Here is a 25,952-nt window from a genome sequence, read left to right as displayed (position 1 = left end):
CTGATCAACAAACTTGCCCGAACGCTGCCTGCCCTTTATGCAGTCGGCCCAAGGAGCGGCCGGCACTCACAACCGGTCCCGATCTTGGGGATGAGAGGTAGGACGCGTGCGAACACGTCTGGCAATAAAAATACACTCCGCATTTGAACGGTACTTTCCGGAACGCCGGGTTTTTCTGAAGTCTGACAAAGATACACGTTTTATCCGTCTCAGCTCGGAAACGCAGGTGGTCGCGGTGGCCGGTGTTGCCGTCATGGTCGGATGGACCGCTGTCGCAACTGCCATTCTGCTGATGGACAGCATCGGTTCGGGCAACTTCCGGGAACAGGCGAAACGCGACCAGGCAACCTATCAGGAACGATTGAATGTCCTGTCCGCAGAACGCGACGCCCGTGCGCAGGAAGCCCTCGCCGCTCAGGATCGTTTCAACGCCGCACTGGAACAGATATCCGCCATGCAGTCCGAACTGCTGGCCTCGGAAAACCGCCGTCGCGAACTTGAGACGGGGATCGAAGTCATTCAGACCACGCTGCGCACAACCATGAAACAGCGGGAAGATGCGCGGAAGGAACTGGCGGCGCTGAAGCAGGAAAACAGCAACGCTGACATGTACGTAACGGCCTCCAGCGCGCCGGTTCAGATGGCCTTCATGACAGACGCTCTGGCGCGTACGGCCGAGGAACGCGATCAGATCGCCGCCGACGCCCGGCAAGCACTGGACCAGCGCGATGATCTTGAGCTGGAAATTCGCCTTATGCAGGAACGCAGCGACGAGATTTTCCGGCAGCTGGAAGAGGCCATGGTGATCTCGGTCGAGCCGCTGGACAAGATGTTCCGTCAGGCGGGAATGCCAACAGACCGTATCATCGAAGAGGTCCGGCGCGGATATAGCGGTATGGGCGGTCCGCTGACCCCTTTATCCCTTAGCACGCGCGGTGAGGTGGACGAGTTGTCCGCCGAGGAAGCCCGCGCGAATACATTGCTGAAACAGATGGATCAGCTGAACCTTTACCGACTTGCGGCGGAAAAGGCCCCCTTTGCCAATCCTGTACATTCGGCCGTGCGTTTCACCAGCGGCTATGGCAGCCGGCGCGACCCCAAAACCGGTGGTCGCCGGATGCATAACGGGGTCGATTTCGCAGGGCCGCAAGGCACGGATATCTTTGCGACAGCAGACGGCGTCGTTACCCATGCAGGCTGGCAATCCGGTTTCGGACGGCTTGTGAAAATCAAGCACGCATTCGGAATTGAGACACTTTACGCTCATAACACCAAGATCAACGTGAAGGTTGGTCAAAGGGTCTCGCGCGGGGATCATATTGCTGATATGGGTAGCACCGGACGGTCGACCGGCACGCATCTGCACTATGAGGTGCGCGTGAACGGAAAACCCGTAAACCCAATGACTTACATCAAGGCTGCGAGAAATGTTTTCTAAAAGCAAAATCAACGAGCCCGCATCCAAGGCACCCGAGGCGGCCAAACCAGCCGCTCCGGCGACCCCAGCGGCCCCTGCACCGACCGAGTCGAAACCTGCCACTGCACCCAAGCCCAAGCCACCTGCGTCGGTTTTGTCTTCGGATCTGCACATCACTGGCAATATCAAAACCTCTGGTGACATTCAGGTGGAAGGCACAGTCGAAGGCGACATCCGCGCTCACCTTCTGACCATTGGTGAATCGGCAACGATCAAAGGTGAAGTCACCGCAGATGACGTCGTGATCAACGGACGTATCGTGGGTCGCGTACGTGGCCTCAAGGTGCGTCTGACATCGACCGCACGTGTCGAAGGCGACATCATCCACAAGACCATCGCCATCGAAAGCGGAGCGCATTTCGAAGGGTCTGTACAGCGCCAGGACGATCCGCTGAATCCGGGCCGCAGCGCCAAAGCCGGATCGAACCCGGCAGCAGACGTCAAACAGTAATTCGACCCATCAGGTCAGATCGGAAACGCCGCTGGGAGACCAGCGGCGTTTCTTTTTTGCACCGCAGCCTATACCCGGGAAACTTGTTTTGATCCCGCCGGGAACACGTTAGGGTCGGGCCATGTTGATTTTTCTGACACTTATTGCGGTGATCGCCGCAGGTCTGGCCTTATATTTCTGGTCCAAACGACAGGCGCGCCACGCCCTGTTGGCCGCTCCGTTGACCGACAAACAACGGCAGCTTGTCGACACTCAGGTCCCGATCTTGCGGAAACTGCCGCACGGCCTGCGCGCAAAGCTGGAGGGCAAGATCAACCTGTTCCTTGATCAGGTTGAATTCATCGGGTGTGACGGCCTGGACGTTACCGAAGACATGCAACTGTCCATCGCCGCGCAAGCCTGTCTGCTGGTTGTGAATACCGATCTCTGGTATGATAACCTGACTACCATTCTGATCTATCCCAGCGCATTCAAATCCAGGCAGAGCCGTCACAGCGGCTATGTCGTCACCGAGAAGGAAATCGTGCGCACAGGGGAAAGCTGGAACCGCGGCCCGGTGATCCTGTCCTGGGCGCATAGCCAGCGCGGGGCCATGAACGATCATGACGGCCAAAATGTTGTGTTTCACGAATTTGCCCATCAGATCGACGATCTGACAGGGTCGGCCAACGGAGTGCCCGTACTTAGCGACGACCAAAGCTTTTCAGAATGGGAATCCGCATTCCTGACAGCCTATGACGCGCATGTCCGCGCCGTCGAATCCGGGCAGCCAACCGTAATCGACCCCTATGGCGCGGAAGGGCACGAGGAGTTTTTCGCCGTTTCGGTTGAAGTGTTCTTTGAGCGACCAAAGGCCCTGCGCAGGTCGGACTCGGAGGTTTACAAGCAACTCTCCAAGCTGTTTCACCTGGATCCTGCTCAATGGCACTAAGGGCTTTGCGACCCCTGGTGCGAGGGTGCCGGGAAAATTCCCCGTTCTGCACAATTTAACAAAAGTTAATTTATGAACTACACTTAAGCTCATTGCATTGTGGAGGAAATTTCATGTCATCAAAACTACTGGCCGAGTTCTTCGGCACCTTCTGGCTGGTTCTCGGAGGTTGCGGCAGTGCCGTATTGGCAGCGGGCGTTGCAGATGTCGGCATTGGGTGGCTTGGCGTTTCCTTCGCCTTCGGCCTGACGGTTCTGACAATGGCTTACACGGTTGGCCATATCTCGGGCGGGCACTTCAATCCGGCGGTCAGCCTGGGCCTTATGATCGGCGGGCGGTTTCCGGCAAAGGATCTGCTGCCCTACTGGATCGCTCAGGTCATCGGCGCCATCGCCGCCGCAGTGGTTCTGTATCTGATCGTCAGCGGTGCGCCCGACTTCGCCGGCGTCGGGGGATTTGCGTCCAACGGATATGGTGAGGCCTCGCCCGGCGGGTATTCTTTGATGTCCGCTCTGGTGATCGAGATCGTGATGACCGCTTTCTTCATCCTGATCATCCTGGGTGCAACCTCGGACAAGGCACCGGCCGGTTTCGCCCCCATCGCAATTGGTCTGGCCTTGACCCTGATCCACCTGGTATCAATTCCGGTCACCAACACTTCGGTCAACCCGGCCCGGTCCACAGGCGTCGCCCTGTTTGCCGACGGCCCTGCCCTGTCACAGCTGTGGCTGTTCTGGGTGGCCCCGCTGATCGGCGGCGCGATCGGTGCTGTCATCTGGAAAGCGATGTCAAAAGACGATTGAGTTTCGTTCAATCAACCATAAGGAACAGCCCGGCGCTCGTTGTAACGCCGGGCTGTTTCGGTTCATTCGGTGACGGTGACTTTTTTCATCACGTCGGGCTGTCCCGTAACCGCTCCGGTCTGGGAATGCCCCCGTTTGATTGCATCCACCACGTCCATCCCGTCGGTCACCTGACCGACCACGGTGTACTGGCCATCCAGAAACGGGCCGGGTTCGAACATGATAAAGAACTGCGAATTGGCTGAATCCGGGTTCTGCGACCGGGCCATGCCGACCACGCCACGATCAAAGGTCAGATCAGAAAACTCAGCCGGCAGATCCGGGCGGTCTGACCCACCACGCCCGGCATACCGCATGTCAAAGCCGTTCGCGGTGGAATTGCCGTATTGAACATCGCCGGTCTGGGCCATGAAACCTTCGATCACGCGGTGGAACACCACACCATCATACTTGCCGTCCGCAGCCAGTACCGTGATCTGTTCCACGTGCTTCGGCGCGACATCTTCGAACAGATCGATGGAGATCGTGCCATTGGCCCCTTCCCCTTCGACCTCGATCTGCAAACCGCTGGCCAGCGCCGGGCTTGCCAGCAAGGCAAAGGTGGCGGCAAGCTTATACATCTGCGGCCACCTTGACGCTGATCATGCGGTCGGGGTTCGCAGGCGGCTCGCCACGAACGATCGCGTCCACATGCTCCATGCCTTCGATGACGCGGCCATAAACGGTGTACTGACCGTTCAGGAAGTGGTTGTCCTTGAAGTTGATGAAGAACTGAGAGTTGGCCGAATCCGGGTTCTGCGACCGGGCCGCGCCCAGCGTACCGCGATCATGGGGCAGCTTGGAGAACTCTGCCGGTACGTTCGGCAGCGACGAACCGCCGGTCCCCGCCATACGCAGGTTGAACCCATCTTCCATGTCGCCATGCTGCACGTCACCGGTTTGGGCCATAAAGCCGTCGATCACTCGGTGAAAGGCCACGTTGTCGTATTCTCCGCTGCGGGCCAGTTCTTTCATCCGCGCGCTGTGCAAAGGCGCCACATCCGGCAGCAGCTCGATGACGACATTGCCGTCTTTCAGCTCGATGATGATCGTGTTTTCGGGATCCTTGATCTCGGCCATGAGGCCCTCCTGTCGTTTATCTTGCGCAAATACCTATGACGCACGCGTACGAATGCCAAGTGACGCATTGACCTGAGGGCAAATTGCAGGAAAAGAACCGCCTAAATCATTTGCCAATGACAAGGATCGCACAATGGGCTGGAAAACACTGGACGATATGGACCTGAACGGCAAACGCGTACTTGTGCGTGTGGATATCAACGTGCCCGTGGTTGACGGTGTTGTGACCGACGCCACCCGCATCCAGAGAATCGTGCCGACGGTGCGCGATATTCTGGCCGCAGGCGGCAAACCGATCCTTCTGGCCCATTTCGGTCGCCCCGGAGGAGAGCGGCGCGAGAACCTGTCGCTCAAGCAACTGGTTCCGACCCTCGAAAGCGCTTTTGACGCCAAAGTCCTGTTTGCCGCCGACTGTGTCGGAACCGAGGCCGAACTGGCGGCACAGGCGTTGCAGCCCGGCCAGGTTCTGTTGCTCGAGAACACGCGTTTTCACGCGGCCGAAACCAAGAACGATGCTGATCTGGCCGCAGGTATGGCCAGGCTGGGTGACGTGTACTGCAACGACGCGTTTTCAGCGGCGCACCGGGCCCACAGCTCGACCGAGGCCATCGCGCGCCTGCTGCCCGCCTGTGCCGGTCGTTTGATGCAGGCCGAGTTGCAGGCACTGGAAAGCGCGTTGGGCGCGCCCGAACGCCCCGTAACAGCGGTTGTGGGCGGGGCCAAGGTTTCGACCAAGCTGGAACTGCTGGGCAATCTGATCGACAAGGTCGATTATCTGGTGATCGGTGGCGGCATGGCCAATACGTTCCTTGTCGCGCAAGGTGTCAGTGTCGGAAAATCGCTGGCCGAAACTGCGATGAAAGACACCGCAGCCGAAATTCTGGCCAAGGCCGAAAGCACCGGCTGTCGGATCGTTCTGCCGCGTGACGTCGTGGTGGCCGAAACGTTTGAAGCCAATGCCCCGCATCAAGTTTTGCCCGCGGATCAATGCCCCGACGATGGCATGATCCTGGACGCTGGCCCCGAAAGCGTGGCCGCGATCATTGAGATATTCGAAAAAAGCAAAACCCTGATCTGGAACGGACCGCTGGGCGCATTCGAACTGGAACCGTTCGACGCCGCCACCAATGCCGCCGCCTTGAAGGCGGCCGCGCTCAGCCGTTCGGGCCAGCTGATCTCGGTCGCCGGAGGTGGAGACACGGTTGCTGCCCTGAACGCCTCGGGTGCCGCCAAGGACTTCACCTATATCTCGACCGCGGGTGGCGCGTTTCTGGAATGGATGGAAGGCAAAACGCTGCCCGGTGTCGCAGCGCTGGATCAGTAAGCACCACTTGCCGCCTTTGATCGCCTGACATGGTCCATGGTAGTATCCCCTTTTGAACGGGGGATATTGCCGTGAAGCCAATTTACCTTCTTGTCCTAATTATGCTGCCCTGCTCTGCCGCAGCTCAATCCAGTTGCGGCGGCCAAACCCAGCTTGACGCCAATTTCTGCGCCAAGGAACAATGGGAGGCCGCAGATCGCGAACTCAACCGGCTGTGGGCTCAGATCAAGCCCGCAGCCGATGCACGCGGCGACGGTGATGCCCTTCTGACCGAACAACGCGCCTGGCTGAAGGCCCGAGACGTAACCTGTGACAAGGAATTGTCGGGCGGCGGCAGCGCTGCGCCGATGTTCTACTGGACCTGCATGAAAGAACAAACCGTCGCGCGAAATCAGGCGCTGGAATCATGGCGCTGACGCGGATCAGGACGCGCTTAAATTACTGATGAAAAAATCGAAACAGGGGATTCACAACCCGAATCACCTGTGACATAGTGTGTCCAGATGCTCGCAAAGGGCACGTTTTTGAGGCTAGTTTTCATACGGCGGTAAACAGAGTGTCCCGTTCCCATCGGCCCGGTTTGGGCTCAATCATCTTCTTCTCGGTGGCTTTCATGCTTGGTGTGTATTTCACCTTTGCCGCCGTACAAGGTGACTATGGCCTGTTTCGGCGGGTCGAAATTGCTGCGGAACGGGACGCCCTGTCACAGGACCTGGAAAAGCTGAATGCCCAAATCGCCGAATTGGAAAACCTGACTCGGCGCCTGTCCGACACCTATCTGGATCTTGACCTGCTCGATCAGCAGGCGCGTTCGGTTCTTGGCATGATCCGGGCGGATGAGATCGTGATCCGCTGATCCTTTTTAGGCCGCCGGACATCTTCGAACCATCGTCGCACCGCTTTGTTTGTCGGCTGCGCCGCGCCTGCGCGGACGCTGCGTCACATTTCCCCTCGCCAGAAAGCCACAAATGCTTTATGAGATAGTTTAACGCTAAACTATCTTGCCGAAAGGGGGAGATCGCCACTATGGCTGCGCGAAAAACCACAAAGAAACCAAATGTTTCTGCGGAAGAACTCAAGACATACTACCGCGAGATGCTTCTGATCCGTCGATTCGAAGAAAAGGCGGGTCAGCTTTATGGCATGGGCCTGATCGGCGGGTTCTGCCACCTGTACATCGGTCAAGAGGCGGTTGTTGTCGGGCTCGAAGCGGCAGCACAGGACGGCGACAAGCGGATCACCTCGTATCGTGACCACGGCCATATGCTGGCCTGTGGCATGGACCCGGGCGGCGTGATGGCAGAACTGACCGGGCGCGAAGGCGGCCTGTCCAAGGGCAAGGGCGGCTCGATGCACATGTTCTCGAAAGAAAAGCACTTCTATGGGGGCCATGGCATCGTCGGCGCGCAGGTTCCGCTGGGTGCAGGTCTGGCCTTTGCCGACAAGTACAAGGAAAATGGCGGCGTGACCTTTACCTATTTCGGCGACGGTGCCGCAAACCAGGGTCAGGTCTATGAGACGTTCAACATGGCCGCCCTGTGGGATCTTCCCGTGGTTTTCGTGATCGAGAACAACCAATACGCCATGGGCACAGCGCAGGCGCGTTCGACCTCGTCACCCGATATCTATGTGCGCGGCGAAGCCTTCGGCATCCCCGGCGAGATCGTCAACGGAATGGATGTGCTGGCCGTCAAAGCCGCTGGTGAAAAGGCCGTTGCCCACTGCCGCGCCGGCAAGGGCCCTTACATTCTTGAGGTAAAGACCTACCGCTATCGCGGCCACTCGATGTCTGACCCGGCCAAGTACCGCACCCGCGAAGAGGTTCAGAAAGTCCGCGAACAAAGCGACCCGATCGAACATGTGCGCGAGTTGCTGCTGACCGGCAAACACGCGACCGAGGATGACCTGAAGGCGATCGACAAGGAAATCAAAGAGATCGTGAACCAAGCCGCCGAATTCTCGAAAGAAAGCCCCGAGCCCGCCGTTGAAGAGCTCTGGACCGACATTTACGCCTGAGAGGACGAATAAGACATGGCAACCGAAATTTTCATGCCCGCCCTTTCGCCCACGATGGAAGAGGGCACGCTGGCCAAATGGCTGGTCAAGGAAGGCGACACCGTATCAAGCGGTGACATCCTGGCCGAAATCGAGACCGACAAGGCGACAATGGAATTTGAAGCTGTCGACGAGGGCATCGTCGGCAAGATCCTGATCGCCGAAGGCACCGAAGGGGTCAAAGTGAACACCCCGATTGCGGTTCTGGTCGAGGAAGGCGAAGACGCCTCGGCCGTGACCGCGGCTGCACCGGCAGCCGCAGCGGTGGCCGAAGCCGCCCCGGCGGCGGTCGAGGCCCCGGCTCCTACTGCTGCTGCGGCCCCCGCTGCGCCGGTGGTCGACCTGTCGCCCGACTGGCCGGCAGATGCCGAGATGAAATCCGAAACCGTTCGCGAAGCTCTGCGCGACGCGATGGCCGAAGAAATGCGCAACGACGAAGACGTCTATCTGATGGGCGAGGAAGTCGCGGAGTATCAGGGCGCATACAAGATTTCCCAGGGTCTGCTGGACGAATTCGGCCCCAAGCGCGTGATCGATACACCAATCACCGAACATGGTTTCGCCGGTATCGCCGTCGGGTCGGCCTTTGGCGGGCTGAAACCGATCGTCGAGTTCATGACGTTCAACTTCGCGATGCAGGCGATCGACCAGATCATCAACTCGGCCGCCAAAACGCTGTACATGTCTGGCGGTCAGATGGGTTGTCCGATCGTGTTCCGCGGCCCCAACGGCGCCGCCGCGCGCGTGGCTGCCCAGCACAGCCAGGACTATGCCGCCTGGTACATGCAGATCCCCGGCCTGAAGGTGGTGATGCCCTATTCCGCAGCCGATGCCAAAGGTCTGCTGAAATCGGCCATCCGCGACCCCAACCCGGTGATCTTCCTGGAAAACGAAATCCTCTATGGTCGCACTTTCGACATGCCGCAGGTCGATGACCTGACCGTGCCGCTGGGCAAGGCGCGCATCTGGCGCGAAGGCTCGGACGTGACCATCGTCAGCTTCGGCATCGGCATGCAATACGCGCTGGAAGCCGCCGACAGGCTGGCCGAAGACGGCATCAGCGCCGAGGTGATTGACCTGCGCACCATCCGTCCGATGGATACCGGTGCGATCATCAACTCAGTGATGAAAACCAACCGTCTGGTGACCGTGGAAGAAGGCTGGCCGCAAGGTTCGGTCGGCAGTTACATCTCATCCGTCGTGATGCAGGAAGCATTCGATTATCTCGACGCGCCGGTCATCAACTGCACCGGCAAGGATGTTCCGATGCCCTACGCCGCGAACCTCGAAAAGCTGGCCCTGATCACTACGGACGAGGTGATCGAAGCCGTGAAACAAGTGACCTACCGGTAAGGAGCGACAGACAGATGCCCACCGAAATTCTGATGCCCGCCCTTTCACCGACCATGGAGGAAGGCACGCTTGCAAAATGGCTGGTCAAGGAAGGCGACACCGTCTCCTCCGGCGATTTGCTAGCCGAGATCGAAACCGACAAGGCCACGATGGAGTTCGAAGCCGTCGATGAAGGCATCGTCGGCAAAATCCTGATCCCCGAAGGCACCGAAGGGGTCAAAGTCAATACCGCCATCGCGATTTTGCTGGAAGATGGCGAAAGCGCCGATGACATCGCCGCGGCCCCGGCCAAGACCCCGGAGGCTGCCCCCGCAGCCGACGCGGGCAACGAGGCCGCCGCCCCTGCGGCGTCCGAGGCGCCCGCCCCTGCCCCTGCGCCGGCCGCTCCGGTCAAGGCGGATGGCGGTCGTATCTTTGCTTCCCCTCTAGCCCGACGAATCGCTGCGCAGAAAGGCCTAGATCTGGCACAGATCACAGGCTCTGGCCCGCATGGCCGCATCGTCAAGGCGGATGTCGAGGGCGCGACGGCCACTGCGACGCCCACTGCCCCGGCAGCCGCCGCGGCCGCGCCTGCGACCGCACCGGCGGCGGCCTCTGGACCGTCCGCCGATATGGTCGCGCGGATGTATGAGGGCCGCGAGTACGAAGAAATTCAGCTCGACGGGATGCGCAAAACCATCGCTGCGCGACTGGGCGAGGCCAAACAGACCATCCCGCATTTCTACCTGCGCCGTGACATCAAGCTGGATGCGCTGCTGAAGTTCCGCAGCCAGTTGAACAAGCAGTTGGAAGGCCGTGGCGTGAAGTTGAGCGTGAACGACTTCATCATCAAGGCCGTCGCCAACGCGCTTCAGCAGGTTCCGGCCTGCAACGCCGTCTGGGCGGGTGACCGCGTGTTGCAACTCAAGCCGTCGGACGTGGCCGTAGCGGTCGCGATCGAGGGCGGGTTGTTCACCCCGGTTCTTCAGGACGCCGACATGAAATCTCTGTCGGCGCTTTCGACCGAGATGAAGGATCTCGCCGCTCGTGCCCGCGAGCGCAAGTTGGCACCGCACGAGTATCAGGGTGGCACGTTTGCCATCTCGAACCTCGGCATGTTCGGCATCGACAATTTCGACGCCATCGTGAACCCGCCTCATGCCGGTATTCTGGCGGTGGGCACCGGCGTGAAAAAGCCCGTTGTCGGGGATGATGGAGAACTGACGGTGGCGACCGTAATGTCTGTTACCATGTCCGTCGATCACCGCGTCATCGACGGCGCGCTGGGGGCAGAACTGCTCAAGGCTATTGTCGACAACCTGGAAAACCCGATGGTCATGCTGGCCTGACGACCCGAATGATGCCCGTGCCCCGGACAGCCGGAGCGCGGGCAGCCTCAAGTGTTTGCACTGAATTGAACTTGCGTGATCGGGGCACCGATTGCCCGATGTATCCAAGCGCCCCATTTCCTTCCTTTAGAAGCAGACGGAAGGCAGGTGCGCGATGCTCTCAAGAAATCTCATTCTCGGCCTACTGTTTTGGCGATACCCGCAGCCACGGCACCTGAATGTGCCATGGCAAAGCCCAACGGCTATACGGGTGAGCATTCAAAGTTCAAGCCAAACGATCCGGCCGCGATTGCCCGGCAGAAAGCCGCACAGGACAGACGGCAGGAGCTTCGCAAACAAAAAAGGGAAGAACGGCGGCGCAAGCGGTTGGACAAACGCGCCAACCGCTCTCGCTGAACTGTTACTGATCCTTGCCCAGCATATGATCCATCGAGATCGAAGGCTGGTCGCACCCGGCTTCCCCCACGATCTTGGCGGGGATACCGGCGACCGTCTTGCAGGGCGGCACCTCTTGCAGCACCACCGAACCGGCGGCGATGCGGCTGCAATGGCCAATGGTGATATTGCCCAGCACCTTGGCCCCGGCCCCGATCAGAACACCGTCTCCGATTTTTGGATGACGGTCTTCTTCTTCCTTGCCGGTTCCGCCCAGCGTCACCGAGTGCAGCATCGACACGTTGTCGCCCACCACTGCCGTCTCGCCAATCACGATGGAATGGGCATGGTCGATCATGATGCCCTTGCCGATTTTGGCTGCCGGGTGAATGTCGATCCCGAAAATCTCGGATGAGCGCATCTGGAAGAAATAGGCCAGATCATAGCGCCCCTTGCGCCACAACCAATGGGCCACGCGATAGGCCTGCATGGCCTGGTACCCTTTGAAATACAGGATCGGCTGCAATAGCCGATGACAGGCCGGGTCACGTTCGTAAACGGCCATAAGGTCCGCCCGAGCAGCTTCGAGCAAATCCGGATCGTCGGCATATACCTCATCCACGATTTCACGCAGAACCATCATCGACATTTCGTTCGAGCACAGCTTGGCCGCCACCCGATATGAAAGCGCGCGTTCAAGGCTGCGGTGATGCAGGATACAGGCGTGCACGAGCCCCCCCATGAGGGGCTCTTTCTCGACGGCCGCATGGGCCTCGGATGTGATACGGGTCCAGACCGGATCAACCGGTGTCACATGGCTGCGCTTTTCGAACATGGCTTTGATCCTTTGCTGCGCCTAGAATGCCATTTAGTGGCAAAAAGACCAAACGCAAACCCATGATCGGTCATGTAACGAAAATGAATGAGTCAGAGCGCACCCATTTCGAAACACGAATTCGCGAGCGATTGGCGGAATTGCAGCAGATGTCAGCGTCGGGGCAGCAGGCTCAGGCTGTTGTCGAGCTGGATCAACAGGCCGTTGGACGGCTGAGCCGCATGGATGCGCTGCAAAATCAGGCCATGGCCAAGGCACAGCAGGCCAATCGCGATGTGGAAACACGCCGGCTTCTGGCCGCGTTGGAACGGCTTGAAGCGGGCGAGTTCGGGTATTGCGAAGACTGCGGAGAGCGCATTCCGGATGGGCGGCTGAATCTGGATCTGGCTGCCAGCAAATGCGTCAGCTGCGCGTCCGGCTAGCCTGAAATCTGGCAAGCTGGTGCAGAACCATCTCAAAACACTGGCAATATTGCAGATCGTCAAACCCGGGTTCATCGGCCAGGGCCCTGTTTCGCGCAACGGCCATGAGAGAACCATTGCCGTAGACCGGGTGGAGCTAGCCCGTGCGCTCCAAATGCCTGTCGGCCAATTCCGCCTCGTGGATCATCCGCACACACAAAGCCCCCCTGTCCGGCTGCGCCACGGCCAGCAAGGCGCGCGCCGCAGCACTGACATCCCCATGCAGAACCGGCCGCATCAGGCAGCTTGCCCAACCGCAAGACGCGACCAAGCACCCGGTCCGAATACAGCAGATACCTGGGCCACTTCGACCTCATAGACCCCGGACTGACCATCCGCCGCTTTCATGGCTGTCGAATAGGTCCACCTTGGTTCGGATGTCAGTTCTTCACGCAGAACGGTTCCACCCGCAATGACACGGACCAGGTAGGATTCGTTTTCTTCGCCCAGGGGAATCTCCAGCCCCGACCAGTCATCCGCATCCGTTCGGGCACGTCGGATCCACGCAAGCTCATCCCCGGCGGCACCAGACCGAACCCGCATGTGCACAGGCGCATAGGGGCGCAATCCGTTGCCTGCAAACGAGGCAATCAGGTGTTGATAGGACGGGTCATCATAGCCGCGGGTCGCAGGCCCAATACGATAATGTTTGGCAAGACGCCTTTCGTTTCGCAGCAAGCTGATCTGTTGCACCCTTTCATTCAACAGAACGAATACTGATCCATCCGGCCAGACATCAGGCATCAAGGCGTCTGTTCCCAGTTGACCCCTGAGCCGCCCGGACAACGCGTATACATCCGGGGCCTCGAGCGCCGCGTCAGCGAACTGAAAAACCTCCCAGTTACCGGGTGTTCCGTCACCGATTGCAGCCAGATTGACGCCATTCAGCACCGAGCTGCGCGGGCGGGATTCCAACTGACCTGCAAGCAGTTTGACCTTCAAGGCAGGGCCCTCATCCCAGACACCGGCACTGGCGCGCCTCAGCGGTGTTTCGGTCACGCCGACCACGGCCCGCTGGGCAATGACGTCGCTCAGGCGATAGCTATCGTCGCTGGACGAGGAATAGACCGCTGCCGCCCCGGGCCACGGATCTCCGGTAACGGCCAGATAGGGCGCATGAGGGGCCTCGGCCCCCGTGATCAAGGGCAGATCCAGAAAAACCGGCAGCACGGGGACCGGCGCCGCATATGGTTTGACCGTTGCCGGGTCGTCGTTCAATTCGGACGCTTTGTACACGCCCTGTTCGATCCGGACCGCTTCAACCAGTTGCAGGTCGGCGGATTCCAACCGGTCGATCCGGTACACCGGCCCGGTTTCAGCATCTGTCAAACGAACCAGATCCCCTGCCCCCAGGTGCATTTGAGACGGCGGAAGCGCAAACCGAACCGTATCACGGGAAACTCTGGCTTCGCTCAACCAGCGTTCGGCCGTTTGCCGCCCTTCGGTACGGGTCATGGACAGAGGCATCTCATTCACAGATACGGAATGGGTGCGATCATCGGGCAAAACCGCCTCTTCCGCGACGACATCATGATCCGCGTCCGACTGAACAAAGCGCAGACGAACGCGCCCGGTCATTTCGGCCTCGGCCTCACGCCGGTGTTCAACCGTGCCCTCAAGATCACTGCTGATCGCCAGATGGTCGGGGTTCAAGGCAACCGCGCCGTACCCGTCGCGCATCTGGAACTTCAACACTCCATCCCTTTCGATCGCATCAAACCCATAGCGCAGCATCAGCGGCTGCAAGGCGGAACGAGCGTTCGTCACGTCTTCGATGACATACCCGCGGACCACACCGTACAGACCAGAGACGTCTATATCCGTGACACCTGCACCGTGGCAGATTTCGGTCACCACGGAGGCCAACGTGCGAGACCCGGACCGACCGTTAAGCCAGTGCCCTCTGGGATAGTTCTCGCCATCGTCCCACTGGCTTTTCAGGTTCGGAAAGGTCGGAAACGGACGGGTATCCCATGCCCAGACATACGCGTTTGCCATGTCCACCATCGGCGCGCCGTTGATGTCCGAGATCGGATTGACCTTCGGATCGCTCCAATAGCCAAGCATCGCCGTCAGATACTGAACCTGAATGAAGTCGTCGCGCAGCCCGTTTGAATACGCGGGCAACAACGATTCCGATGACTTCGGGTCCAGGAATTTGTTCGGCTGGTTCGTGCCCTTGTCGATTGCCGCACACCCCAACTCGGTGAACCAGATCGGTTTCGATCCGGGCACCCAATCGGTCGGGTTGGGTTGACGCACACCTCCGATCCGTTCGTGATGCGGATTCGACCACCAGCTGCGCAGGTCCTTGTATCTCCAGATCCACGGCTCGTCATGCCCCTGATCTTCGATCGGATTCCTGATCTGCGCTTCCGCCTCTTCCGGAGAGGCGTAGTACCAGTCATACCCTTCACCGCCTTCGATATTGCTGCGAAGATACCCAAGGTCGTAAATCGAAGGCGCGCCGGCCTCGGCGTCCAGATGATGTTCACCGTCACGCCAATCGGACAACGGCATGTAGTTGTCGATGCCGATGAAATCGATGTTGTCGTCCGCCCAAAGAGGGTCGAGGTGAAAATACCTGTCGCTGGTGCCCTTTGGCTGGTATCCGAAATACTCGCTCCAATCCGCTGCATAGCCGATTTTCGTGTCCGGCCCCAGAATCTGACGCACCTCGGCCGCCAAGGCGCGAAGCTGCGCAACGGCCGGAAAGCCCGAAGCCCCCCTGATCTGCGTCAGGCCACGCATCTCGGACGAGATGCAGAACGACGAAACGCCGCCGGCAGCCTTGCACAGCATGGCATAGTGCAGAATGAAACGCCGCAGGCTCCATTCCTGAGGGCCGGAATATGTGATGATTTCTTTGGCCGTGACACCGCTATCCCCCAGCAGCCCGCCAAAGGTACCGCCCCCGGAGACCCAAGTTAAACCGGTATCCCCTCTATCGTCAGGCCGACCACCCGGTCTGGGCCTGACCAGACCACCCGAGCCACTGCCGGTGCCGCCCGATCCGTTCGTATCCTGGTTGATCGCAAAATCTTGCGCACGTGCTGTTCCGAAGAACGCGGCGACTTGTGCATCGGCCGATGCCGTCTGGTCCACGGAACCCGGACGTCCCGGTGCCACATCCAGGGTGATCCGCCCACGCCATGGCAGGTGATGCTGACTTGACGCATCCGACCAGGGATCAGGCAGCCCGTTCCCCGGCAATTGCTCCATCAGGATGAATGGGTAAAGCATCACCCGTTTGCCGGATTGGTTCAGATGCCGGATCGCCTCGACCACGGCCGCATCGGCCGGAGTCCCCCCATAGACCGGGCGGCCGTTCTGTCGCACCACAAGCCCGGCGTCACTTCGGGCCTGATCAGATACGATCCAGGGCATATCGCTGCTGTCGTTCTCGCGCTGTTCGATCTTTGGCCGGATCTTGCAATGTCCGCATCTCAGGTCATCGCCGAACCACGACACCACCAATGATGCAGCATCGCAATTGGGCAACTCGCTTTCCAGCGCTCGGGTCGAGGAGACAAGATCCGAGGTGCCTGACGCGGAATGTGCGTTTGCAGGCCAGCTCTTGCCAGATTGTGAATAATTCACCTGAGAGCTGGCCAGAGCGTATTCTCCGGTCCCCGGTATCATGGCGACCCCGCGCACGATCTGAGGCAATGCACTGTCGTGATCGGGCATGTCCCGCTGCGTGGGGCGCACAACTTCAAATGAAAACTGCGGCACCCGGTTGCCGAAAGCGCCGAGCGGGAAGTCCTCGATCACGACATAGGCGGTTCCGCGATATGCTGGAACCGTTCCAGCGCCTTCAATCGCCTCGATCAGAGGATCCGGCAACTGATCCCACGTGCCATGGTAAACCCGCATGTTGAGGCTGGATCGATCTTGTTCTTCTCCATCCGCCCAAATCCGCGCGACATCGGCAATCTCACCGGCGCCAACCGCAATCGCCAGCGAAATCGAGTAACTGTACGTGACGGTAGTCACCTCAGGGGTCTTGGGTTTCCCCTTGCCCCCGCCGCCGCCACCCTCTGTGGTGGTCGTCTGGGTCTCCAGAAAATCCGAAGCCCAAATGACCTGACCACCCACACGCATACGGCCAAACACGGTGGTCACCGGCGCACCTTCGCCAGTTTCCGTCAACCGAAACCGATCCATGCGGCCGGTTTCGACGACCTCACTGCCGCTGCCCATAACGGACTGGTTAAAGAACTTCTGATCAAGGACTCGCCCGACCGTCGCACCGACGGCCCGACCGATAATCGCGGTTGAAAGGCCCGCAACCGTGCCCCCGATCGAACCGCCCAGCGCGGCCCCGGCTGCAGAAAGAAGAATAGTGGCCATCAATGCATCTCCATCGGGAATTCGAAACAGGAAACGATACGGCGGTACCAAGGCCTGCTCAGTGCGTTTTCCACCACGCCGTGGCCGGAATACGCGTGAATAAAGCGGGGCTCGGGGTGCGTGGTACTGACGATGCCCAGATGCTTGGCGACGCTTGCGTCGCGCATCCGAAACAGCAGAACATCCCCCGATGCCATTTTGCCTATTGGTTTTTCGACCAGATGCCGCCTGGCAGCCACCCACATCCGTTCCTCACCCTGCGGTTCGGACCAGTCCATGCTGTAGGCCGTAACAGATTCAGGTTCCCGCCCGATCACGGCGCGCCAAACGCCGCGCAACAGGCCCAGACAATCCGCACCGGCACCTTTGACCGAGGCCTGATGCATATAAGGCGTTCCAAGCCAATTGCGCGCCTCTGTCACAATATCCTCGCTACGTATCGTCACCGTAAGCTGCCTCCGCTATTGGCTTTGCTTTTCTTGGGAACAGCCATGACCCAGTCTTCGCCCGGAAGATCTGGAAACCCTTGAAAATTCAGAAAGTTGTTGAACTTGAACTGGCAGGTTTCCATGCGCTTGTCGCATCCTGCCCGCAGTTTCACACCGTCACCAATCGCCAGGCTGGCCCCGAAACCGGACCAAAGCGTGATCTCGCGCCCGGTTGCCGTCTGCCTGTCGTTCTTGATCGAAGACCACAACCCCTTGGCAGAACCGGACAAAACATCCACGCGCCCCCGTTCGAACCAGCCTTCTTCAATGGTCTGGCCTCCTGCAACATGCAAAAGGGTGCCGCCATCGAAACCCGAGATCACACCGTCGAACCAATACCCCGGCGTGTCGGTGTTGAACCGGCAGGCCCGATCCCCCAACACAGCCGTGCAAGGCTTTTGGTAAACGCGCCCCAAGGGGCGGTTCAGCAAGTCGGTCAGGCCACGCAATTCCGCATGGAACGCGCCGCCAGAGCGGCGCAACTCACCGATTGAACCACGGAACTGAAGGACGCGCTTATCCAGATCTGCCCAATTGACCAACCAGGCCCGCACTTCGGCCCCGTCAAAACGCCCCGCTTCGATATCCTCGTCGCGAATGGCCGCGTCAGACAGGGCGCCCATCGCTTCCGTGTTGTCGATGGACAGGCCGGTGGCCTGCTCGATGGCGGCGGCCGTCAGGCCGGTGCTGGCCTTGAAGGTCAACCCGTCAAAACTCAGCTCCATGTCGTGGTCGGTGAAACCGTATTCCTGCCCGTCCGTGCGTTTGATCGCCCAACAGCGGCAGACCGTTGTCAACCCGCTTTGCAGATGCGCGTGCAGACCCTCAATATCTTCAGCCATCAGATGCGCACCTCGACCACTGGAACATTCGGTACGTCTCCGGCCTGAAAACTGGCAACACTGGTCTGGATTTTGTCGGTGTCAAAACGCACCGGCACATCAAACTCAAAACCCGCAGTGATATCGACCTCTTCCGGCGGCGGGTCCGCAAACGTGACCCTGCCCGTCGTCAGATCAACGTCAAAATCCACGCCCTCGCGGACCTCATCCTGATCCAGCCCCAGGCGCACCGTCCCCAATACCGGTTTCACGATGGGGCGCGCATAGCTTGCTCCGCCCGAATGGTAGGTCTTGATCAACTGGAATTCGGTGCGTGTTCCGTCGCCTTTCGCGATCACCTGATCTCCGAAATTGGTATCCGCCGTGGCCTTGCCGGATTTGAAATCCGACCAGTCTTTCCAGCGAAAGCCGAACATCTGGCCCTGCCGCGCTTCGAAGAACGAAATCAGTGTCTCGATATCGTCCAGCGAACGCATCCCTAACCCCGCGTCATATCGGCGACGCGAATGGGCCCAGGGCGTGTTGCGCTCTTCAAAACCATTGGCCAGCGTCACGATGTCCGTGCGCCGTTCCGGCCCCCCGACCGAGCCAAAGCTCAGGCTGGCGGGAAATCTCACCTCGTGGAAATTCATCAGCTGCTCCCTGATTTACCTGTTGCGATTGCCGCGCCCCAGCGCGCGGCTCATCTGGGCCGCAATCTGCCCCTGAGAGCGGCGGAACCCCTGCACGTCAGGTGTCGAAATGTTCATCACGACATTCACGGCACGCCCGGCGCCCTGCGTCCGCACGCCCAGCTTGCCATCGGCCCCGCGCGCAAGCGGCATGATCGCCTCTGGCCCGGCTTCTCCCATCAGCCCGGTGCCGCCGCGCATGGGAAACATGGTCGGGCCGCTGACCACACCGCCATTGGCGAAGGGCATCACCCGGCCCTGGCTGAAGCTGCCGCCATCAGCAAAGGGCAGAATTCCCTTCACCAACCCGCCGACCGTGTTGGCCAGCATGCCGCCAAAGTGGTCCGTCACCGGCTTGATCGCAGCCGCATAAGCCGTTTGGATCAACGAGTTCCTCAGGATATCCAACGCACCGGAAAGGCTCATCCCATCCAGAACGACACCATCGAAGGCCTTGCGCAATCCACTGGACATGCCGCGCTCCAGCGTGGCGACATCCTTGCCGGTCTCTTCAAATGCGGCGCTGATGCGCTTCATCTGGCTGTCAAACGCCGCCGCCATAGTCGCAGCATCGCCGAGGGAATCGCCCAGCGCTTCGCCTCGTTCTTGCAGGTCATCAAACCCGTCATGATCTGTCATCACGCTCTCCTTGTGTCTTGTCCGGATAGGCCGCCAGCAAAGCGTCCAACCCCGCCCGGTTCATTGCGGGCGCTCCGGAACCCTGCCCCAGCATCAGCCGCAGCTCTGCCGGGGTCAGACGCCAGAATTGATCCGGCGTCAGTCGCAGCCCCAGAAATCCGGCCCGCATCAGGGCAGGCCAGTCGAACCCGTTCATGCGCCCTCCGGCACCATGAAGGCGCGCGCCAACAATTCGGCTGCGGTTCTGGCGGCAGCCATGGGGCCGCCTTCGATCTCGGCATGCATCAGGTCGGCCCGGGCAATGTTCAAGCCACCGCCCCGCAAACCGGCACCGATCAGCGCCAGAACATCTGCACTGGAATACGCACCGCCCTCAAACCGTTGCACCAGCTCAACCAGCGACCCAGCATTCAGCTCCTGCTCCAGCTCCGCCAAAGCACCAAGCGTCAGTTTGAGCACACGCTGCTCGCCATCGATGGTCAGCGCCACCTCGCCTGTCCACGGATTGGCCATCGGATCAAAGCGCCGTAAAGGTCAGAGCACCGGCACTGGCCATGCTCATCTCATAGGTCGCCTCACCGTTGTGCGAGCCCGCATATTCGATGCTGGTCACCTGGAACGGGCCTTCTACAATCCCGAAATCAGGGATGATGACCTGAAAGGCCGGAGTTTCGCCATCAAAGAACAACTGCCGCGCGCGTTCATCCGTGCCAGCATCCTTAAACACGCCAGAGCCAGAGATCGAAGCCGATTTGACCCCCGCCCCGGACAAAAGCTCGCGCCATCCACCCTGGCTTTCCAGACTGGTGACATCCACACTTTCAGCATTGAAACTTATGCGCGTGGCTCGCAGCCCCGCGATGGTCTGGAACAGGCCGGTACCGTTCATATCCATTTTGACCAACAGGTCTTTTCCGTTCTGGGCAGCCATGTGCTCTCTCCGTTGATTGCTTAGTCATCTTCCACGCTGGCGCGGAACTTCAGGTCGATCTGGCGGATGGTGCCGCCGGTCCCGGTGCGCCGGGCCGAGGCCCGCTCGAACCACAGCCCCACCAAACGCCCGCGAACCAGGTTGAGTGGCGCATTTTCCAGCGCGTCACACACCGCGCCCGCCAGTGTTTTGGCAGCACCGAACCCTGCCTCCTGGGACACCACCGAAACGGTGAAGCGGTGTATCGCGCCCGCGCCTGTTTGGTCCGACGCGCCCCGCACCTCTTCGGGGCCCAGCGTCACATAGGTCTGCGGCACGGTTCCCGCGGGTACGGCATCATAGATCGCGCCCCCCGATTGGCTGCTGACTGCTGCGTCCGCTGAAAGCTGTTGATACACGGCCGCCTGCAAAGCGGCGGAAACGCCATAGCTCATGCCGCCACCTCTTCATCTGCGAAACAGGTCAGGAACTTGCCGCGCGGGTCATGCTCGGCCACGGCCCGGATTACGAAACAGCGATTTCCCTCGCGAAACCGCTGATCTGGCGCGGGGCGCACCGAAGATCCCATGGGCGCTCCGCGTACCACGATGCGGTACCCGACACGCGAAACGGACGCTCCGGCGATCTGCCGTTCGGCCCCACTGCGCGCCGTCACCTCGGCCCATAGCGTCCCCATCGCGGCCCATGTTTCGGTATAGCCCCCCGACCCATCAGCACTTCGCATCGGCGCCTCCAGCACCAATTTACGGTTCAGATGCGGCGTATTCATTGCGATACCCCCGCCCCGAAACGCACCATGCGATAGCGCTGGATCAGGCTGGTGACACCAAAGGGCATACATCCAGCGCCCAATGAGGTTTCATCCCGGTATTCATAGTAATGCGCCGCCAGCAGCAGCACGGCTTGCCCAAGATCGGCAGGCAACCCGCCCCAATCCTGCGCCATCCCCGCGACAAACGAAATCTTTACGGAACCACCCGTTTCGATGGCAGGCAGGCTGGATCCCAATGGGCGGATCCGGGGCCGCTGACTATCATGCTCCAGGCGATAGGTCGCGGCGTCCGCAACTGTTTCGGCTCCTTGCTTGTCAGTCAGCGTCACGGCCTGCACTGAAACCACCGGGGCCACAGGCAGCACTTCGCCCGACGGGTCGCGCCACCTGTTCAAACTCCACGAGAAATCCCGTGTGATCAGAACCGTGCCAGTGCGCGCCTCGATCGCCGCAATGGCGGCCCGCAGGAACCCCTTCAACACTTCATTCTGCACATCATCCTCGGCAAAGCCCGTGCCCAACCTCAGATGCGCCTTGAACTGATCCACCGGCAGCGCCGCATCCGCGATGGCGGTCTCTTCGATCAACATCATCCACTCACTCCGCAATCTCGGACCCCTCCAGGGCCCCATCCTTGGAAAATGGCGGGCACGCGCCGCCCCACGTTGCTCGGACGGAGGGGAGCAGCTAGACAACGCAGAGGATCTCACTCCGGCCCGCGCCCGCCGTCCGAGGGGCTAGGGCCCCCCGGATTCAGCCCGCGTTACGCGGTGCCGAATTTCACCAGCTTGATCGCAGCAAAATCGCTGACATCGCCGCCGACGCGCTTGGTCGCGTAGAACAGGACATGTGGCTTGGCGCTGAACGGGTCGCGCAGCACGCGCAGATCAGGACGCTCGGCAATGGTGTAACCAGCCTGGAAGTCACCAAAGGCAATTGAGAAACTGTCGGTTGCCACATCCGGCATGTCCTCGGCGATCAGAACCGGATACCCCATCAGACGCGCCGGCTCACCTGCGGCCAAACCATCGGACCACAGGAAGCGGCCATCGCTGTCCTTCAGCTTGCGGATCACACCTGCGGTCTTCGAATTCATCACGAAGGTCCCGTTGACCCGGTACTGCGCGCCCAGCGCATAAACCACATCGACAATCGCATCCGCATCAATACCCGCATCAATACCGGTCGCGACATAGCCAAGGCTGCCCCAGGACCAGCCATCATTCGGAACCGCTCGGTGGATCATCAACCCCTTGGGCTTGTCGACGCCATCGCCGTTGATGAATGCGGCCGCCTCGGCGCGTGCAAACTTGTCGGCAATGCGCCCGGCCAGCCAGCCCTCGACGTCGAAGGCGCTGTCATCCAACAGACGCTGCGACGCTTTGGGCAGCGCGCTCAGCTCGTGCAGCGGGATCGAGATGCGATCGATCGACGATGTTCCGGTTTCCGCTGTGGCCGAGTTTTCGTCAGCCCAGCCCGCACCTACATCGGTGTGATCGATCAGCACGTCGAACGAATTTGCCTCGACATTCACGACCGATGCAATCGAACGGATCGAGGCGGTCGAGTTCAAAACCGACTTGATCGTCTCGGCAGTCTGCGGATCAACCAGATAGCCACCATCGCTGTTGACCGCTGTTGACAGGGACTTGGCCTCCATCTCGAGGCCACGCAGCCCGTCATCTTCGCCGGACCGCACATAGGCGTCAAATGCCTTCTGATGCGGGGCTCCGTCTTCGATCGAAGCGGCAAGATGCGGGCGTGCCGCGATGGTTGATTTACGATCCAGCATGGTCAGTCGCTCTTCTGTTTGTTGCAGTTTGGTGTTAACTTCGGCTTTCAGGCCCTTGAATTCATTCACGAAGCCAGCCATCGCCTGCTTCACCTCATGAACCAGGGGCGCACCCTCTCCGGTCAAGGCCGGGGTTTCGGTCTTGCTCATCAGCATGTCCTGTTCTGAGTGGTTTTGAGGCGCGCTAGTTCCGCGCCAGCTCCTGCCGGGCATCGTTGAATACGTCGGCAATACAGCGCAGGGCCTCCTCGGCGTCAGGTGTCCTTCCCTTCGCCGCCACCCGCGCACTGGGCAGCATCGGGAAGGTCACCAATGACACCTCCCACAGCTCCAGTTCGGTCAGGACCCGCTGGCCCCTGTCATTCTTCACGGCCCGTTTGGTGCGGTAGCCGATCGACAGACCATCCATCGCACCTGCCCGGATCAATTCTGCCGCCTCGCGGCCCTTCTGCGTGCTCTCCAGCAGACGCCCCTTGACCCACAGGCCCTTGTCGTCCTCGCGTACTTCGTCCCACACGCCGATGGGCTGCGCCGGATCATGCTGCCACAGCATCTTGACGCGCTGCCCCGCCCTGGCCAACCTGTCAAGCGAACCGCGATAGGCGCCACGCTGCACCACGTCACTGCCCTGATCGACCTGCCCAAACAGGCTGGCATAGCCCTCGATTACCGCATCATCCGTAACCGACAAACCGTCGCCGAACCGTGCGAACTTATGTTCCAAATCCATGAACTTCTCCACGTAACCCATTGAACTCATGGCGCTACCACCAAGAGAGATTGAAACGCCTGTGCCAGAATCACCGCCGCCACGCCATAAACCGTCAGCCACAGCCGGCGCTCCAGCCGCTCCATCATCTCTTCGATCTGATCCAGACGCCGACACAGATGTGCATGCTGGATCTCGGCCACCCGCTCATGCGCGGCCAGACGCAGACCCGGCGCGCACTCGAACGAGGGATACCCCTCACCCATCCGCACGCTCCGGCAGGCCCAGCAAGGCACGCTTCTCGGCGTTGGTCAGGAAGTCGGCCCCGTTGACCCGCGCCCATTGCGCATCCCGTTCTGCGGACAGCGCAGGCACCTGATCCAGATCGGGCTTCAGCATCAAATCCTCACCGGTAAAGCCCACCAGCCACTCCGACACCGCCGCCGCCACCCGCGTCACCAGGGGCAACACGGTCAGGCGATAAAACGCCCGGTTGGCCTCCTGATAGTTCGAATAGGTCGCATCGCCCTGGATCCCCAGCAGCATCGGCGGGACCCCAAAGGCCAGCGCGATCTCACGGGCGGCGGCTTCCTTGGTCTTTTGAAACTCCATATCGGACGGAGAGAACCCCATCGGCTTCCAATCCAGCCCCCCTTCCAAAACCATCGGACGGCCTGCATTGCGCGCCCCGCGATAGTTCGCCTCGATCTCGTCTGACAGACGCCGGAACTGATCTTCGCCCATCACCCCGTGGCCATCACCCTTCCAGACCAAAGCCCCCGAAGGCCGCGCCGCATTGTCCAGCAGCGACTTCGACCATCGCGACGCGCTGTTATGTACATCAATCGCCATCGCAGCCGCCTGCATGGGCGAGAACCCATAGTGGTCATCCTGAGGGTGGAACGATTTGATATGGCAGATGGCTTCCGCCGCAAACCGATGCTTCTTGCCACCAACCGCATAGTCATACGCCTTGGGCCATCCATCCGCCCCCGGCACGACGCTCATCCGGTCCGAGCGCAACACATGCAGCTCGACCGGCAGGCCTTCCTCTGCCTGAACCGCCTCGACATAGGCATTGCCCGACAGCAGCAACTGCCCGAACAGAGCCTCCATCAACTCCGCTTGCCCCTGCGCCGCATTCGGACGACGCATCAGGGACAGGATCGGATGGGTATCAAACCGCTGCGCCTGATCCTGCAACACCAACGGCAAAGCCGCCGCCGCCTCGGCAATCAGCTTGACGGAACGAAACCCCACCGGGTTCCCTGAAAACCCCGTCCGCGTCAGCGACACCGCGTCCCTGGGGCTCCAGGCTACGCGCCCGCCCGTCTGCCACGCCACCACCGGCCCAGCCGCGCTTGCTTTTGCCTCGGGCGCCGCTTCAGCCGATCCACGACGCAAGAAATCGAATACCATCTGTGCTCCTTTCTGCCGCCGCTCTGCCCGGCTTGTTGAAAGGAGTTATGAGGGAAAGACGTTTAAGCCTCGGGAATGGAGCGTACGGGGGGTGGGCAACGGTTGGAAACAGCTAAATCCACACTTGGTAACGCGTAGCCCAATCAAAACTTAACGACTGGTTCTAAAATTTCGGTTGTGATCATTCTATCTCGCTTCGCGCTCCTTTATAGAAGAAGAAACATAAAGTCGGGAAACCTATGAGAAACATAGTATTTTCAAGCCTATTGGTATTCACTCCCCTTGAAATTTCACTAGCGCAAGACGCCCAATCATCGCTTGCTCAAGAAATAGAGAAATCTTCCGAGACCCGACGGATCGAGGGAGGAAACAAGATTGGCAGTCGTGAATACTTCCCTGAAATACGTTTTCGAAACTATATTGATGTGCGCGGCTGCAATCTGACTGCCGTGGCTGAAGAAACGACAGCTCAAGGCATACGAACTCTCGGCATCACTTTTGATCTCGCGAGAACTGACCTACCCGACCCCAATGATCCCAACAGCTCGGATTGGGGTGTTGTCAGCCTGGCGGAGCATATTCAGTTCGGGGAGATAGCGTTTAGATTTATCGAACCGTATAGTCCTACTCCGTATGGAACAGGCGACCTTTACGGTTCCATGGAGTTTTCTCCCGAAAAATCTTACTGGTTCGGGATGAACGAATTGCAAGACGCTGAACAGCCTCATCGGCTGTTAAGTCTGCTTCACCAATATCAAGCCCAGTATTGCGCCTTATCGGGATAGAACGATCATAACTGTTGACTTCGCTTCATTGGTACGGCG

General features: G+C 59.9%; 32 protein-coding genes. 13 read left to right on the top strand and 19 right to left on the bottom strand.

Going from position 1 to position 25,952, the window contains the following annotated elements; genetic code table 11:
* Positions 1-106: 106 nt before the first annotated feature.
* From GOW09_RS02615 to aqpZ, 4 genes are all read left to right on the top strand, one after another.
* A complete protein-coding gene (locus GOW09_RS02615; RefSeq protein WP_171115427.1) occupies positions 107-1,438 on the top strand; it encodes a M23 family metallopeptidase in 1,332 nt (443 codons plus the stop codon).
* Positions 1,428-1,928, top strand: a complete 501-nt coding sequence (locus tag GOW09_RS02610) for a polymer-forming cytoskeletal protein (protein WP_117868644.1) — start codon at positions 1,428-1,430, stop codon at positions 1,926-1,928. The genes GOW09_RS02615 and GOW09_RS02610 overlap by 11 nt, the downstream gene beginning before the upstream one ends.
* 121 nt (positions 1,929-2,049) lie before the next feature.
* The gene (locus tag GOW09_RS02605; protein WP_171115425.1) at positions 2,050-2,859 is read left to right on the top strand and encodes a zinc-dependent peptidase; all 810 of its coding nucleotides are present in this window, start codon (positions 2,050-2,052) and stop codon (positions 2,857-2,859) included.
* 113 nt (positions 2,860-2,972) lie between these two features.
* Positions 2,973-3,662 (top strand): aquaporin Z, encoded by a 690-nt coding sequence (aqpZ, locus tag GOW09_RS02600; RefSeq protein ID WP_152458296.1) that lies wholly within the window; start codon positions 2,973-2,975, stop codon positions 3,660-3,662.
* Between the two features lie 62 nt (positions 3,663-3,724).
* On the opposite strand, the gene GOW09_RS02595 is transcribed toward aqpZ, so the two are convergent.
* Complete coding sequence (locus tag GOW09_RS02595) at positions 3,725-4,282, bottom strand: peptidylprolyl isomerase (RefSeq protein ID WP_152458297.1); 558 nt, start codon at positions 4,280-4,282, stop codon at positions 3,725-3,727.
* Complete coding sequence (locus tag GOW09_RS02590; protein WP_152458298.1) at positions 4,275-4,781, bottom strand: peptidylprolyl isomerase; 507 nt, start codon at positions 4,779-4,781, stop codon at positions 4,275-4,277. Before GOW09_RS02590 ends, GOW09_RS02595 begins: the two co-directional genes overlap by 8 nt.
* 133 nt (positions 4,782-4,914) lie before the next feature.
* Between GOW09_RS02590 and pgk the strand changes: the two genes are divergently transcribed.
* From pgk to GOW09_RS02555, 7 genes are all read left to right on the top strand, one after another.
* The gene (pgk, locus tag GOW09_RS02585; protein ID WP_171115424.1) at positions 4,915-6,105 is read left to right on the top strand and encodes a phosphoglycerate kinase; all 1,191 of its coding nucleotides are present in this window, start codon (positions 4,915-4,917) and stop codon (positions 6,103-6,105) included.
* Positions 6,106-6,206: 101 nt separating this feature from the next.
* Positions 6,207-6,521 carry a lysozyme inhibitor LprI family protein gene (locus GOW09_RS02580; protein WP_171167667.1) on the top strand — a complete coding sequence of 105 codons (315 nt, stop codon included), beginning with the start codon at positions 6,207-6,209 and terminating at the stop codon, positions 6,519-6,521.
* Between the two features lie 140 nt (positions 6,522-6,661).
* A complete protein-coding gene (locus tag GOW09_RS02575; protein ID WP_171115419.1) occupies positions 6,662-6,961 on the top strand; it encodes a septum formation initiator family protein in 300 nt (99 codons plus the stop codon).
* Between the two features lie 170 nt (positions 6,962-7,131).
* Complete coding sequence (pdhA, locus tag GOW09_RS02570) at positions 7,132-8,121, top strand: pyruvate dehydrogenase (acetyl-transferring) E1 component subunit alpha (protein ID WP_171115415.1); 990 nt, start codon at positions 7,132-7,134, stop codon at positions 8,119-8,121.
* Between the two features lie 15 nt (positions 8,122-8,136).
* Positions 8,137-9,513 (top strand): pyruvate dehydrogenase complex E1 component subunit beta, encoded by a 1,377-nt coding sequence (locus tag GOW09_RS02565; RefSeq protein WP_171115413.1) that lies wholly within the window; start codon positions 8,137-8,139, stop codon positions 9,511-9,513.
* 14 nt (positions 9,514-9,527) lie between these two features.
* Positions 9,528-10,841, top strand: a complete 1,314-nt coding sequence (locus tag GOW09_RS02560) for a pyruvate dehydrogenase complex dihydrolipoamide acetyltransferase (RefSeq protein ID WP_171115411.1) — start codon at positions 9,528-9,530, stop codon at positions 10,839-10,841.
* Positions 10,842-11,066: 225 nt separating this feature from the next.
* Positions 11,067-11,237, top strand: a complete 171-nt coding sequence (locus GOW09_RS02555; RefSeq protein ID WP_171115409.1) for a hypothetical protein — start codon at positions 11,067-11,069, stop codon at positions 11,235-11,237.
* A 4-nt stretch (positions 11,238-11,241) separates the two neighbouring features.
* Here the strand turns inward: GOW09_RS02555 and cysE are convergent, their stop codons facing one another.
* Positions 11,242-12,051: a serine O-acetyltransferase gene (gene cysE, locus GOW09_RS02550; protein ID WP_171115408.1), complete on the bottom strand. Its 810-nt coding sequence runs from the start codon at positions 12,049-12,051 to the stop codon at positions 11,242-11,244.
* 83 nt (positions 12,052-12,134) lie between these two features.
* Between cysE and GOW09_RS02545 the strand changes: the two genes are divergently transcribed.
* Positions 12,135-12,473, top strand: coding sequence for a TraR/DksA C4-type zinc finger protein (locus GOW09_RS02545; RefSeq protein ID WP_171115407.1), 339 nt, complete (start codon positions 12,135-12,137; stop codon positions 12,471-12,473).
* A 136-nt stretch (positions 12,474-12,609) separates the two neighbouring features.
* Here GOW09_RS02545 and GOW09_RS22505 read toward each other — a convergent pair whose 3' ends face one another.
* From GOW09_RS22505 to GOW09_RS02460, 16 genes are all read right to left on the bottom strand, one after another.
* Complete coding sequence (locus tag GOW09_RS22505; RefSeq protein WP_253284160.1) at positions 12,610-12,750, bottom strand: hypothetical protein; 141 nt, start codon at positions 12,748-12,750, stop codon at positions 12,610-12,612.
* On the bottom strand, positions 12,750-16,865 hold the full coding sequence (locus GOW09_RS22500; protein WP_254442687.1) for a glycoside hydrolase/phage tail family protein: 4,116 nt from the start codon (positions 16,863-16,865) through the stop codon (positions 12,750-12,752). The genes GOW09_RS22505 and GOW09_RS22500 overlap by 1 nt, the downstream gene beginning before the upstream one ends.
* Positions 16,865-17,311: an NlpC/P60 family protein gene (locus tag GOW09_RS02525; RefSeq protein WP_171115406.1), complete on the bottom strand. Its 447-nt coding sequence runs from the start codon at positions 17,309-17,311 to the stop codon at positions 16,865-16,867. Before GOW09_RS02525 ends, GOW09_RS22500 begins: the two co-directional genes overlap by 1 nt.
* Positions 17,308-18,195 (bottom strand): DUF2163 domain-containing protein, encoded by an 888-nt coding sequence (locus GOW09_RS02520; RefSeq protein ID WP_171115405.1) that lies wholly within the window; start codon positions 18,193-18,195, stop codon positions 17,308-17,310. Before GOW09_RS02520 ends, GOW09_RS02525 begins: the two co-directional genes overlap by 4 nt.
* Entirely contained in the window at positions 18,195-18,827 is a 633-nt protein-coding gene (locus tag GOW09_RS02515) for a DUF2460 domain-containing protein (RefSeq protein WP_171115404.1), read from the bottom strand. Before GOW09_RS02515 ends, GOW09_RS02520 begins: the two co-directional genes overlap by 1 nt.
* A 15-nt stretch (positions 18,828-18,842) precedes the next feature.
* Positions 18,843-19,505 carry a phage tail tape measure protein gene (locus tag GOW09_RS02510; RefSeq protein WP_171115403.1) on the bottom strand — a complete coding sequence of 221 codons (663 nt, stop codon included), beginning with the start codon at positions 19,503-19,505 and terminating at the stop codon, positions 18,843-18,845.
* Complete coding sequence (locus tag GOW09_RS02505) at positions 19,492-19,701, bottom strand: rcc01693 family protein (RefSeq protein ID WP_171115402.1); 210 nt, start codon at positions 19,699-19,701, stop codon at positions 19,492-19,494. The genes GOW09_RS02510 and GOW09_RS02505 overlap by 14 nt, the downstream gene beginning before the upstream one ends.
* A complete protein-coding gene (locus tag GOW09_RS02500; RefSeq protein WP_171115401.1) occupies positions 19,698-20,018 on the bottom strand; it encodes a gene transfer agent family protein in 321 nt (106 codons plus the stop codon). The genes GOW09_RS02505 and GOW09_RS02500 overlap by 4 nt, the downstream gene beginning before the upstream one ends.
* 4 nt (positions 20,019-20,022) lie before the next feature.
* Entirely contained in the window at positions 20,023-20,436 is a 414-nt protein-coding gene (locus GOW09_RS02495; RefSeq protein WP_170343937.1) for a phage major tail protein, TP901-1 family, read from the bottom strand.
* A 20-nt stretch (positions 20,437-20,456) separates the two neighbouring features.
* Positions 20,457-20,870, bottom strand: coding sequence for a DUF3168 domain-containing protein (locus GOW09_RS02490; RefSeq protein WP_171115399.1), 414 nt, complete (start codon positions 20,868-20,870; stop codon positions 20,457-20,459).
* On the bottom strand, positions 20,867-21,205 hold the full coding sequence (locus tag GOW09_RS02485) for a phage head closure protein (protein ID WP_171115397.1): 339 nt from the start codon (positions 21,203-21,205) through the stop codon (positions 20,867-20,869). Before GOW09_RS02485 ends, GOW09_RS02490 begins: the two co-directional genes overlap by 4 nt.
* Positions 21,202-21,801: a head-tail connector protein gene (locus GOW09_RS02480; protein ID WP_171115395.1), complete on the bottom strand. Its 600-nt coding sequence runs from the start codon at positions 21,799-21,801 to the stop codon at positions 21,202-21,204. The genes GOW09_RS02485 and GOW09_RS02480 overlap by 4 nt, the downstream gene beginning before the upstream one ends.
* A gap of 170 nt (positions 21,802-21,971) precedes the next feature.
* Positions 21,972-23,150, bottom strand: coding sequence for a phage major capsid protein (locus GOW09_RS02475; protein WP_171115393.1), 1,179 nt, complete (start codon positions 23,148-23,150; stop codon positions 21,972-21,974).
* Positions 23,151-23,184: 34 nt separating this feature from the next.
* The gene (locus tag GOW09_RS02470; protein WP_171115391.1) at positions 23,185-23,730 is read right to left on the bottom strand and encodes an HK97 family phage prohead protease; all 546 of its coding nucleotides are present in this window, start codon (positions 23,728-23,730) and stop codon (positions 23,185-23,187) included.
* A 26-nt stretch (positions 23,731-23,756) separates the two neighbouring features.
* Positions 23,757-23,975 carry a hypothetical protein gene (locus GOW09_RS02465; RefSeq protein WP_152458319.1) on the bottom strand — a complete coding sequence of 73 codons (219 nt, stop codon included), beginning with the start codon at positions 23,973-23,975 and terminating at the stop codon, positions 23,757-23,759.
* Positions 23,968-25,128 carry a phage portal protein gene (locus GOW09_RS02460; protein WP_171115389.1) on the bottom strand — a complete coding sequence of 387 codons (1,161 nt, stop codon included), beginning with the start codon at positions 25,126-25,128 and terminating at the stop codon, positions 23,968-23,970. Before GOW09_RS02460 ends, GOW09_RS02465 begins: the two co-directional genes overlap by 8 nt.
* A 239-nt stretch (positions 25,129-25,367) precedes the next feature.
* Here GOW09_RS02460 and GOW09_RS02455 point away from each other — a divergent pair, with 239 nt between their 5' ends.
* Positions 25,368-25,913 carry a hypothetical protein gene (locus GOW09_RS02455; protein ID WP_171115387.1) on the top strand — a complete coding sequence of 182 codons (546 nt, stop codon included), beginning with the start codon at positions 25,368-25,370 and terminating at the stop codon, positions 25,911-25,913.
* The last annotated feature ends 39 nt before the right edge of the window (positions 25,914-25,952 follow it).

It is taken from the genome of Ruegeria sp. HKCCA5463 (assembly GCF_013034175.1).
Taxonomy (GTDB): domain Bacteria; phylum Pseudomonadota; class Alphaproteobacteria; order Rhodobacterales; family Rhodobacteraceae; genus Ruegeria.
Note: the sequence above shows the minus strand (reverse complement) of the source record. Positions and strands in the feature narration are given on the sequence as shown.